11 protein-coding genes are annotated in these 11,432 nt (G+C 68.6%); 7 read left to right on the top strand and 4 right to left on the bottom strand.

Features of this window, described 5'->3' with window-relative positions; genetic code table 11:
- The first annotated feature begins 209 nt into the window (after positions 1 to 209).
- Positions 210 to 2,327, top strand: coding sequence for a glycogen debranching protein GlgX (gene glgX / locus TF1_RS05765; protein WP_173668163.1), 2,118 nt, complete (start codon positions 210 to 212; stop codon positions 2,325 to 2,327).
- 130 nt (positions 2,328 to 2,457) lie between these two features.
- Here glgX and TF1_RS05770 read toward each other — a convergent pair whose 3' ends face one another.
- Positions 2,458 to 2,853: a hypothetical protein gene (locus TF1_RS05770; RefSeq protein WP_016188881.1), complete on the bottom strand. Its 396-nt coding sequence runs from the start codon at positions 2,851 to 2,853 to the stop codon at positions 2,458 to 2,460.
- Positions 2,854 to 3,014: 161 nt separating this feature from the next.
- Between TF1_RS05770 and msrB the strand changes: the two genes are divergently transcribed.
- From msrB to pssA, 3 genes are all read left to right on the top strand, one after another.
- On the top strand, positions 3,015 to 3,437 hold the full coding sequence (gene msrB / locus TF1_RS05775; RefSeq protein WP_011292317.1) for a peptide-methionine (R)-S-oxide reductase MsrB: 423 nt from the start codon (positions 3,015 to 3,017) through the stop codon (positions 3,435 to 3,437).
- A 64-nt stretch (positions 3,438 to 3,501) separates the two neighbouring features.
- Positions 3,502 to 4,155 carry a phosphatidylserine decarboxylase gene (locus TF1_RS05780; protein ID WP_011292318.1) on the top strand — a complete coding sequence of 218 codons (654 nt, stop codon included), beginning with the start codon at positions 3,502 to 3,504 and terminating at the stop codon, positions 4,153 to 4,155.
- Between the two features lie 4 nt (positions 4,156 to 4,159).
- Entirely contained in the window at positions 4,160 to 4,912 is a 753-nt protein-coding gene (gene pssA, locus TF1_RS05785) for a CDP-diacylglycerol--serine O-phosphatidyltransferase (RefSeq protein WP_081430420.1), read from the top strand.
- Between the two features lie 84 nt (positions 4,913 to 4,996).
- Here the strand turns inward: pssA and hemQ are convergent, their stop codons facing one another.
- Both hemQ and hemG read right to left on the bottom strand, forming a co-directional pair.
- Complete coding sequence (gene hemQ, locus TF1_RS05790) at positions 4,997 to 5,638, bottom strand: hydrogen peroxide-dependent heme synthase (RefSeq protein WP_227481042.1); 642 nt, start codon at positions 5,636 to 5,638, stop codon at positions 4,997 to 4,999.
- Positions 5,639 to 5,694: 56 nt separating this feature from the next.
- Positions 5,695 to 7,128 (bottom strand): protoporphyrinogen oxidase, encoded by a 1,434-nt coding sequence (hemG, locus tag TF1_RS05795; protein ID WP_011292321.1) that lies wholly within the window; start codon positions 7,126 to 7,128, stop codon positions 5,695 to 5,697.
- Positions 7,129 to 7,254: 126 nt separating this feature from the next.
- Between hemG and TF1_RS05800 the strand changes: the two genes are divergently transcribed.
- A complete protein-coding gene (locus TF1_RS05800) occupies positions 7,255 to 8,232 on the top strand; it encodes a DUF4349 domain-containing protein (RefSeq protein ID WP_061783718.1) in 978 nt (325 codons plus the stop codon).
- Between the two features lie 54 nt (positions 8,233 to 8,286).
- Here TF1_RS05800 and hemE read toward each other — a convergent pair whose 3' ends face one another.
- Positions 8,287 to 9,246: a uroporphyrinogen decarboxylase gene (gene hemE, locus TF1_RS05805; RefSeq protein ID WP_016188885.1), complete on the bottom strand. Its 960-nt coding sequence runs from the start codon at positions 9,244 to 9,246 to the stop codon at positions 8,287 to 8,289.
- A gap of 236 nt (positions 9,247 to 9,482) precedes the next feature.
- Here hemE and TF1_RS05810 point away from each other — a divergent pair, with 236 nt between their 5' ends.
- Positions 9,483 to 10,064 (top strand): DUF3000 domain-containing protein, encoded by a 582-nt coding sequence (locus TF1_RS05810; RefSeq protein WP_011292324.1) that lies wholly within the window; start codon positions 9,483 to 9,485, stop codon positions 10,062 to 10,064.
- Between the two features lie 94 nt (positions 10,065 to 10,158).
- Positions 10,159 to 11,430, top strand: a complete 1,272-nt coding sequence (locus tag TF1_RS05815) for an HRDC domain-containing protein (protein WP_016188886.1) — start codon at positions 10,159 to 10,161, stop codon at positions 11,428 to 11,430.
- Positions 11,431 to 11,432: the final 2 nt, after the last annotated feature.

Consider the following 11,432-nt stretch of genomic DNA (forward strand, 5'->3'; position numbering starts at 1 on the left):
CGCAGCCCAGCGCCACCGGACTGCGCTGCCAGGGCTCGCTCCTGTTCGCGGATATTTCCGATGATGTGGCACGCCTGAGGGTACTAGGACCCACACGAGTCCCCACAGGACGAAAGGGGGTGCCGACGCCCAGTCAAGGCATAGACCTCCGCGAGAGCGGAACAACGCTTCTGTCCGAGTCCACACAGCGCAGAAGGGCGCCGATGCCCATGGTGGAAGTCTGGCCTGGTCACGCGTATCCGCTCGGGGCGACCTACGACGGGTCCGGAACCAACTTCTCGCTTTTCTCCGAAGTCGCGACCGGGGTAGAACTCTGCCTGTTCGACGACGACGGGGCGGAGACTCGGGTTCCGCTCACCGAACAGGACGGCCACGTCTGGCACGGCTACCTGCCGACGGTGGGTCCCGGACAGCGGTACGGATACCGCGTCCACGGACCTTACGATCCGGAACGTGGCCTCCGCTGCAACCCCAACAAGCTCCTCGTCGACCCCTACGCCAAGGCCATCGACGGGCAGATTCACTGGCACGAGTCCCTCTTCGACTACCACTTTGCCGACCCTGGCCGGGTCAACAACCACGACAGCGCCCCCTACGTCCCCACCTGCGTCGTCGTCAGCCCGTTCTTCGACTGGGGGGCCGAACAGCACCCCAACATCCCCTACCACGAGACGGTCATCTACGAGGCCCACGTCCGCGGGATGACCATCCGCCACCCCGACGTGCCGCCGCCGCTCCGCGGCACCTACGCCGGAATGGCGCACCCCGCCATCATCGAGCACCTTCTCTCCCTGGGCGTCACCGCGGTGGAGCTCATGCCGATCCACCACTTCCTGCCGGAGCACGCCCTGGTCGCCCGAGGGCTCACCAACTATTGGGGCTACAACACCCTGGCGTTCTTCGCGCCGCACAGCGGATACGCCGCCACCGGGACCCGGGGCCATCAAGTCCAGGAGTTCAAAACCATGGTCAAGGCCCTCCACCAGGCGGGGATCGAAGTCATCCTCGACGTGGTGTACAACCACACCGCGGAAGGCGACCACATGGGCCCCGCCCTGTCCCTGCGCGGCATCGACAACCTCGCCTACTACCGGGTGCGGGAAGACAATCCGCGCTACTACCTGGACTACACCGGCTGCGGCAACAGCCTCAACGTGCGCCACCCGCACTCGCTGCAGCTCATCATGGACTCGCTGCGCTACTGGGTGCTCGACATGCACGTCGACGGTTTCCGCTTTGACCTCGCCGCCGCCCTCGCCCGGGAGTTCCACGACGTGGACCGGCTCAGCACATTCTTCGACATTGTCCAGCAGGACCCGGTCATCTCCCAGGTCAAGCTCATTGCCGAACCGTGGGACGTGGGCCCCGGCGGCTACCAGGTCGGTAACTTCCCGCCCCTGTGGACCGAGTGGAACGGGAAATACCGCGACACTGTCCGCGACTTCTGGCGGGGCTACCCCGTACTGCCGGAGCTCGCCTCCCGCATCTCCGGCTCCTCCGACCTCTACCAGGCCGACGGGCGCCGCCCCGTGGCTTCCATCAACTTCGTCACCTGCCACGACGGCTTCACCTTGGCCGACCTCGTCTCCTACGACCGCAAACACAACGAAGCCAACGGGGAGGACAACCGGGACGGCACCGACGACAACCGCTCGTGGAACCACGGCACGGAAGGCCCCACCACCGACCCTGCCATCGCCACGCTGCGCCGCCGCCAGATGCGCAACATGCTGACCACGCTCATGCTCAGCCAAGGCGTGCCCATGCTCTCCCACGGCGACGAGATCGGCCGTACCCAACACGGCAACAACAACGCCTACTGCCAGGACAACCCCATCTCCTGGGTGGACTGGGAGCTCGCCCGCCGCAACGCCGACCTGCTCGACTTTGTGCGCACCCTGTCCCGGCTGCGCCGGGAGCACCCGGTGTTCCGGCGTCGCCGCTTCTTCCAGGGGGCCCTCCCCGGGCGGGGCAAGCAGCGCGACATCGCCTGGCTGCGCCCGGACGGCACGCTCATGGAGGATGCCGACTGGGGGCGGGGGTGGCGCGCCCTCGGCGTGTTCCTCAACGGCGACGCGATCACCGAGCCGGACCGGATGGGCCGCCGGATCCGCGACGACTCGTTCCTCCTCCTGCTCAACGCGGGGATCAACGACGTGCAGTTCACCCTGCCCGGTCCCAGCTACAGCGCGGCGTGGGAGACGGTGGTCGACACGGCCGACCCTGAGGTGGCCGGCCGCCCCTACTTGCCCGCCGGCAGCGACGTCACCGTGATCGACCGGTCGTTCCTGGTGCTCAAGGGGGTGACGAAAGCCCTGCCCTCCTGAACCTGCGCGGCGGCTGGAAGGCAGCGGAAAACCCGGGATCCGTCTTGCCCGCCGCAGCGTCTGACCGGATAGCGCGCGGACCGCGACAGGGCGGGCTGGAGAGGACGGCTCCGGCCCGTCCCGTCCGTTCTCACTCTGCGGTGCTGCGTCTTCCGCGGCGCCGACGCAGCTCTCCTCGCACGGGAACCAGTGCCACGGCGAAGAGCGCGCTGACGAGGACTGCGCTCAGCAGCGCGGGGATCAGATCCCCGGAGGTGCTGGCCCACGCAGCGAGGGCTTCAGCGGTCAGCAGTGCCGCAGCCACAGCCACGACGCTGAACGCCATCAGGATGAGCATCAGGCGGCCATCGGACATCGGGTACCGGTGTGTCCAGTCCAGCGACGTCAGCCACGCCTTGATGCTCCGCTTCCGGGGCGCGGCCCCGCGGTTCTTGGCCCGCCTGGGATGTGCGGCGCGCTGCCGGATACGTGCTCCCTTGGCAGGCGAGCGGCGGCGGCCCACCGCTTGCCGGTGTGCGACGGACATGCCCACCTCCGTACTCTCGTTCGGCGGGCCGCTACCCGACCACCCCCGACCAAGAACCTCCCACATATGAAGAAAAGGGACATGAAGCTCTAGAAATCCCTTTACGTTCCTCAGAGGTGGAAACCGGTAAAGAATCCTGGGAAGGGGTAGCGTCATTACCCATGAGCGAACAGAATCCACCGGTCCAGCGATCCGAAGAAGAATGGCGGGCGATCCTCGACCCTGAAGCGTTTGCCGTACTCCGCCTCGGTGCCACAGAACCACCGTGGAGCGGCGAATACGTGTCGACGACAGCCCAGGGCGTCTACCGCTGCCGGGCCTGCGGGGCGGAACTCTTCCGTTCCGAACACAAATTCGACGCCCAGTGCGGGTGGCCGAGCTTCTATGATCCTGTAGACAGTTCCGCGGTGACCCTGCACGAGGATCTCTCCCACGGCATGGTGCGCACCGAGGTCCGCTGTGCCCGATGCGGCTCCCACCTGGGACATGTCTTCTACGGGGAGGGTTATCCCACCCCTACCGATGCCCGTTACTGCATCAACTCCATCGCTTTGACGTTGGAAGCAGAGGACACAGTGGAATAGCATCCTTCTTCATGTCACCCCTCCCCTTACCCCTGTGGAACATCTCTGACGAAGGTTCTCCCCTATGACCCCCAAGCGTCATCCAGCCGGACCACGACGGCTGGTTCCGCGGATGGCTCGCGGCTCCGCCCCCTGGCTGCTTCCCGCCTTCACTGCCGCGGGTCTGGCCGTACTTACGAGCCGGGGTTCGCGAACGCGCAAGGCGCTCGCAGTCCCCGTAGTAGCCCTGGCGGCGGGGATGGCCTGGTTTTTCCGTGACCCCGACCGTGGCCCCGCGAGTGGTCGCTTTCTCTCCGCCGCCGACGGTGTCGTCCAGAGCGTCGATCCACTGCCCGATGGCAGGACCCGGATCGCGGTGTTCATGAACCCCCTGAACGTTCACGTGAACCGGGCTCCGATCGCCGGTGTGGTCACCGGGGTCGAACACCGTCCCGGCGGCTTCCTCCCGGCCTTCGACAAGGACAGCGAACGTAATGAACGCGTCATCTGGACCTTCGACACCGAAGTGGGCGAAGTCACGGTCATCCAGATCGCTGGGGCGATGGTCCGCCGCATCGTCCCGTATCACCCGGTCGGTGCGAAGGTCGAGCAGGGCGAGAGAATCGGTCTCATCCGCTTCGGTTCTCGAGTCGACGTCTACCTCCCCCCAGGCATTGCGCCTGCGGTGGAGGTCGGACAGAAGGTCCGCGCCGGCGAAACCCGCCTCGACCGCGACTAATCCGGTGACCGCACCACCGGATACGGCGGTTCGGACGGAACCGCGCCTCTCCGTAGCCGACTGTCTCACACTCGGCAATGCGCTGTGCGGGTTCATGGCGGTCTGCCAGCTCGTCACCGCACAGCTCGCGCACACCGCGTCCGGTGCCCTGGGACCGCTGCCCCGCGAAGCGGTCACGATGCCCATCATCCTGCTGCTGGGTGCGGCAGCCTTCGACCTGTTCGACGGGAGGGTGGCGCGCCGGCTCGGCGGCAGCGCAATGGGCGCCGAGCTCGACAACCTGGCCGACGTGATCAGCTTCGGGTTCGCCCCGGCGTTCTTCGTGGTCACCTGGGGTGCTTTCACCCACTCCGCTGGTTCGGTGCTGGTGCTTGTGGTCGCGGCGGCAGTCCTGCTGGCGGTCGTGGTCCGGTTGGCCCGGTTCTCCTGCCAGTCTCCCGGGGACCGCCACTTCACCGGCCTGCCCAGCCCGTTCGGTGCGATGACGGTGATCGTCATCGTGCTGCTGCACCCGCCGGTGTACGTGGGGAGCCTCGCGATCCTCGTGGTGGCCTGGCTGATGGTCAGTTCGATCCGCTACCCCAAGCCCCGCGGCCGGTCGGCCTACACCGTTGTGGCGTCTCTCGTGGGAGGCGCGGGATGCCTGGTGGCGTGGGCGATGGACGCTCCTGGCGGGCTCCTGCTGCTCTACTCCAGCGCGCTGTTGATGCTGCTCGTGCTGGTCTTGGCACCGATGTCGCTGCGGCGGCGCCCCTGACCGGACGGTTTCTGGGGTGCGGCGTCTCCGCCTCGAAGGCGGAGGCGCCGCACAGCCAGGAACGGGGCGGGACGGCCGCCTCGACTAGGGCAGGGCCTCCACCAGTTCCGCGACGCTCTTGCGCTTGCCCGTGAAGAACGGGATCTCCAGGCGGGTGTGCCGGCGGGCTTGGGCGGCACGCAGCGCCCGCACCAGGTCAACGATGCGGTGCAGTTCGTTGGCTTCGAAGCCGAGCAGCCACTCGTAGTCGCTCAGCCCGAAAGTGGACACGGTGTTCGCGCGCACGTCCGGGAAGGGTGCGGCCATCCGGCCGTGCTCGGCGAGCATCTGACGGCGCTCCTCTTCCGGCAGCAGGTACCACTCGTAGGACCGCACGAAGGGATAGACGCACAGGTATTCGCGCGGTTCCTCCCCGGCCAGGAAGGCGGGGACGTGGCCCCGGTTGAACTCCGCCGGACGGTGGATGCCGATCGCCGACCACACCGGGGTGCTGGCCCGGCCCAAGGCGGTGCGGCGGAAGTCGGCGTAGATCGTCTGGAGCTGTTCCGGGGTGTCCGCGATCCACCAGAACATGACGTCGGCGTCGGCGCGGAAGCCCTGCACGTCGTAGACGCCCCGGGTGGCAGTGCCTTTCTCCGCGGCCGCGTCCAGCAAGCCGGTCAGTTCGTCTCCGGCAGCGGCGCGGTCCAGCGCGGTGATGTCGCCGACCCGGAACACCGACCACATGGTGTAGCGGATCAGCTTGTTGAGTTCCTCAACGTCGGGAGTGGTGGTTTCCGTACTCACCTGTGACTCCTTTGTCCTCCGGTTGTGTGAGTGATACGGCGCGCGGCCTCTTCAGCACTGCTGAGGCACGCGGGGATACCCACGCCGTTGTAGACGGCGCCGCACACGGCGAGCCCGTCGATACCGTCCAGGGCCGACCGGATCCGGGCGACCCGATCGCGGTGGCCCACCGTGTACTGGGGGAGTCCGGCGTTCCAGCGGGTGACGTGGCTGTCCACTGGCGGTCCGGACACCCCGCACAGGTCTGCAAGGTCGCTGGTGGCCCGGGCCACCAGCGTGTCGTCGTCGTAGTCCACGACTGCGTCGTCGCCGAACCGGCCGAGCGAGCAGCGCAGCAGCACAATCTCTTCCCCCGGGTTGGCGTCGCGCAGCTCCGCGGCGAGCCACGGCCACTTCACACTGCTGAAGGTCACCGCTTTGATGGTGCGGCCTTCCACGCTGGGCACCAGGAATCCGCTGGCGGTAGGCGGGGCGGGGAACGCGGAGAGCGGGTAGGCGAGGGTGACCACGGCCATGCTCGCGTAGCGGACACCGCCCAGTTCCACTGCGGCGCTCGGGGCGATCGTGCGCAGCAGGCGTGCCGCCTCCGGCGCGGGGCAGGCCAGCACGACCGCGTCGGCATCGACCGTTTCGGCAGGCGGGTCGCCCACGGCCAGTTGCCACCCCTGCTCGGTGCGGCGCAGGTCCCGGGCCGGGGTGGCGGTCCGGACGGTGACGCCTGGCTGTGCGGCAAGGGCGTCGATCAGGGTGGCCAGGCCGCCGCGCAAGGTGGCGAAGAGCGGAGGCGGTGGCTCTGCGGTCGGGCGGGCGGTCCGGGAGTGTGTGTCGCGTGCGATCGCTGCCAGGGACCGCTGGGTGCGGGCGGCCGAGGCGAGCTGCGGCAGGGTGGCGTCCAGGGACAGTTGGTCGGCGCGGCCCGCGTAGACACCGCCCAAGAGCGGTTCCACGAGACGGTCGACGGTTTCGCGGCCCATCCGGATCCCGATGTAGGTGGCGACCGGGACGTCCGCCTTGACGGGGGTGGCGGGCCAGACGAGGTCGCGGGCGGCGCGCAGCACGCCGAGCGGGGAGAGCACCCCGCTGCGGGCTAGGGCCGCGAAGTCGCTGGGCACTCCCATGACATGGCCTTCCGGGAAGTCCCGGAGCTTGCCGCGACTGTAGATCTGCGAGGTCACGGTTCCTGGGTGGGTGACCCGCTCGGTGAGACCGAGTTCGTCAATGAGGGAGAGCGCCTCGGGACGGCGGGCCAGGACTGCTTCCGCGCCGACGTCGGCGGAGACCCCTGCGACTTTCTCCACCGCGAGTTTGCCGCCGGGCCGTGCCGCGGCTTCCAGCACGGTGACGCGGTGTCCGCTGCGGGCGAGCCGGTGTGCGACGGCCAGACCGGACACGCCGCCACCGACCACCACGGTGTGTGGTGTGGTGTCCATGCCGCCAGCTTCCCAGATACTTTTAGAAGCCTTGCACCACCCCCCGTTTCCAAGCGGCTACCCCGTGACCGTTATGTGACCAGATGACCAGGAACCTCCGGGGCTGTGGGGGTCGTCACACCAGCCATGAGCACCAACGTGTCCCCCCGGCCGCGGCAGCGCCGCAGGGGTGCCGCATCGATCGTCACGCTGTTTGCCGCCCTGCTCCTGGCAGGGTGTGCCTCCTCCAACCTGGCCGGGGACTCGGCCGGTGAAGTCCCCGCTGTCGCAGAGCCCGCCGACGCCGCTCCGGAAGCGCTTCCGGCGGACACGGACGGCCTGCTCGTGCTCCCCGACCAGCGGATGGTGGTCCACTCCGCGTCCATGAGCCTCCTCGTCGAGGATGTCGACGAGGCTGCCGCGGAAGTCAAAGAGTGGGTCCGGCAGGCCGGCGGGTACGTCGCCTCCGAGACGGCGAATGCGGCGTCCGGACGCAACCCGCAAGTACGGCTGAGCCTGCGGGTGCCGGTCGACTCCTATGAGGAGGCGCTCAACGCGTTCGCCGCGCTGGGGACCCGGCAGAGTCTGGAGCGGAGCGTCACGGACGTCACCGAAGAGGTCGCTGACGTCGACAGTCGGGTGGCTTCCGCGGAAAAGTCCGTGGCGCGGTTGCAGGAGCTGCTGGACGAGGCGGACACGATCAGCGACATTCTGGAGATCGAGGAGCAGATCAGCTCCCGCCAAGCCGAGTTGGAGGCCATGCAGGCGCGGCAGCGGGTCCTGGCCGATCAGACCTCGTATGCCACGGTGGACGTGGAGTTGAGGCTGCCCTCTTCAGCGGTCCCCGTGGACGACGGCGACTCCCCCGGCTTCGTCGGGGGTCTTGCTGCGGGCTGGCGCGCTCTGCTGACCGTGGTGGACGTGGTCGTCGTGGTCATCGGCTGGCTGCTGCCGTTCACCGTGGTGGCTGCGGCGGCCGCCGTGCCCGTGGTGTGGCTGCGCCGTCGGCGCTCCCGACGCAAGGAAGACACCGCAGCAGGTACGGGCACGGACACACCGGTTACCCATGAGCCTTCCGCAGCCCAGGAACAGGATCCAGCCGCCCCTGGCCAAGACCGGGACTAGCCCCGTGCCCGTCCGGCCGTTTCGGACGGGCACGCACTGGGCTTCTTCGTGGTCTCAGTTCGCGGTCTGCGTGTGGACGTACTCCACCAGCCGCTCTAGGACTGCCGGGTCGGTGGTGGGAAGCACTCCGTGGCCGAGGTTGAACACGTGGCCTTCGGCGGCCTTGGCGCGGGCCAAGACGTCGTCGGTGCGTTCCGCGACCACGCTCCACGGGGCGAACAGCACCGCCGGGTCGAGGTTCCCCTGGAGTGCGGTGTGGGGACGGACCCGTCGCGCTGCCTGGTCGAGCGGCACCCGCCAGTCCACGCCCACCACGTCGGCACCGGCCTCGCTGAGCAATCCCAGCAGCTCGCCGGTGCCGACCCCGAAGTGGATGCGGGGCACGTCGAACTCGGCGAGCTGGGCGAAGATCCACGAGGAGTAGGGCAGGACGTTGGCCCGGTAGTCCTCCGCGCTGAGCGCTCCCACCCAGGAGTCGAACAGCTGCACGGCGCTGGCCCCCGCGGCGATCTGCACCCGCAGGAATTCCAAGGTGATGGCGGACAGCCGCCGCATCAGTTCAGTCCATACCTCGGGCGCGCCGTACATCAAGGCCTTGGTGTGCTCGTGGTGCCGGGAGGGCCCGCCTTCAATCAGGTAGGAGGCGAGCGTGAACGGCCCTCCGGCAAACCCGATGAGTGGACGGCTGCCGAGTTCCCGCACCAGTTCGCGGATCGCCTCGGTTACGTACGGCACGTCGTCGGGTTCGAGGCCACGCAGCCGCCGAGTGGCGGCAAGGTCGCGGATCGGCTCGGCGACGACCGGGCCGACGCCGGGTTTGATGTCGAGGTCGACGCCGATGGCCTTGAGCGGGACCATGATGTCGCTGAAGAAGATCGCGGCGTCGACGTTGTACCGGCGCACCGGCTGCAAGGTGATCTCGACGATCATGTCCGGCCGGGCGCAGGCTTCCAGCATGGGCACGCCTTCGCGGAGCTTCCGGTACTCCGGCAGGGAGCGTCCGGCCTGGCGCATGAACCATACCGGGGTGTGCGGGACGGGCTGCCTGCGGCAGGCCCGGAGAAAAGCAGAGTCTTGTAGCGTCACACTTCTGATCGTGCCATGCTCTCTGAGTGACCGCGCGGCATGTCCCAAGATCATCACGAAACTCCGACACGCCGGCAAAAACTTCCAGGAGCTGCCAGGAGTCGTGACACTGTCGTCAGTGTGCTCTTTCCGGTGACCCGAAAAGATTAAGGCTGAACTTCCACATGCCCCCTCACAGTAGGTCTGATGAGGCTCCGCCCGCGTTCCTGCGGGCAGTGCAGAGTCTGCACACCCGAACGGTGCGGCCTGAGATCGTGGTGGAGGACATTCCTGCGCCGCGGCGCCTTGCCCCGTATACGGTCGCAATGGCGGCGACGGTGCACACCGACGAGGGGGACGCGGCGTTCGGACGGTTGATCGTGCTGTACGACCCGGAGGAGTCCCGAGGCTGGCCGGGGCCGTTCCGGATGGTGGCCTATGTGAGCGCCGAACTGGAACCGGACTTGTCAGGGGACCCGCTGCTCGGCCAGGTGGCCTGGAGTTGGCTGACCGAGGCCCTGGAGGCGCAGGGCGCGGACCATCGCGCACTGAGCGGGACGGTCACCCGCGCCACCACGGAGGGCTTCGGCCTCAAAGCTGGGGAGCCCACGACGACGGAGGTGGAGGTCCGGGCTTCGTGGACGCCGACGGAGGCCGAAGACCTGTCCGCGCACCGGGCCGCCTGGCTGGATCTGCTGTCCGTTGCCGCCGGACTCCCCCCGGTGGATGTGACGGATATCTCTCGCAGGGCGCGTTCTGATGCTTGACGGTTAGGGTGGGGCTTGTACGGCCCCGCCTCGGCCGGGGCTTGTCGGTTGGGGCGGCCCCCAGGCGGCAGCGGGGAGCACATACCGTAGGGGTGTGGCGAACGTGCTGAACTCCAAGACCGAAGAAAGCCCCGATCCTGAGTCCACTGCCTCAGAACAGACGCCTGAAGCTCCCCTGCTGAGCGAGCCCAGAGACGGGATTCCCCCGGTCGTCGCCGACGATGAGGAACTGGCACGCGTGGCCGCCAAGTTCGCCGCGGGCAGCGGGCCGGTCGCGGTGGACGCCGAACGCGCCTCGGGATACCGCTACGGACAGCGCGCCTACCTGGTCCAACTACGCCGGGCCGGGGCCGGCACGGCGCTGATCGACCCGGTGGCCTGTCCTGATCTGTCGGTGTTGCGGGACGCGGTCGGCGACGCCGAGATGGTGCTGCACGCGGCCCACCAGGACCTGCCCTGTCTCACCGAAGTGCACCTGCGCCCGCGGCGCTTGTTCGACACCGAGTTGGCCGGGCGGCTGCTCGGCTACCAGCGGGTCGGCTTGGGTGCCATGGTGGAGCGGGTCCTGGGCGTCCGGCTCGCTAAAGAGCATGCTGCGGTGGACTGGTCGACCCGGCCGCTGCCGGAGGACTGGCTGCGCTATGCCGCGCTGGATGTCGAGGTCCTCATCGAGCTGCGGGACGCGTTGGAAGCTGAACTGGCTGAGACGGGCAAGCTGGAGTGGGCACGCCAGGAGTTCGCGGCGGTACTGGCCGCTCCGCCGAAAGAGCCGCGTCCTGATCCGTGGCGGCGCACTTCGGGGATCCACCGGGTCCGCAGCCAGCGCGGCTTGGGTGTGGTTCGGGAACTGTGGCTGGAACGCGACCGGATTGCCCGGGAGCGCGACCTGTCTCCGGGCCGGGTGCTGCAAGACTCGGCGATCGTGGAGGCCGCCCTGGCCATGCCCAGGACCCCGCAGGAGTTGACCGCGATCAAAACGTTCACGGTCCGCCTGGCCCGCCGCTATGTCCCGGTGTGGCTCAAAGCCATCAACCGGGTGCGGGACATGAAACCGGCGGAGCTGCCCCAGCCGAGTCCGCCAGGCTACGGGCCCCCGCCCACGAACCGGTGGGCCGACCGGGATCCAGCCGCGGCGCGGCGGCTCGAGGCGGCGCGTTCCGTGGTCGCGGAGATCGCGGAGCGGGTGGGCATGCCGACGGAGAACCTGCTGCAGCCGGATGCGGTCCGCCGTCTCGCCTGGTCGCCGCCGAGCCAGGTCAGTGTCGACTCGGTGGCCGAGCACCTGCGCACGCACCAGGCCCGTGACTGGCAGATCGAGTTGACTGCGGCTGCGCTGGCCGAGGCGCTGCGTGCCGCGGACCGTTGAGG

It is taken from the genome of Thermobifida fusca NBRC 14071 = JCM 3263, assembly GCF_001592045.1.
Classification (GTDB): domain Bacteria; phylum Actinomycetota; class Actinomycetes; order Streptosporangiales; family Streptosporangiaceae; genus Thermobifida; species Thermobifida fusca.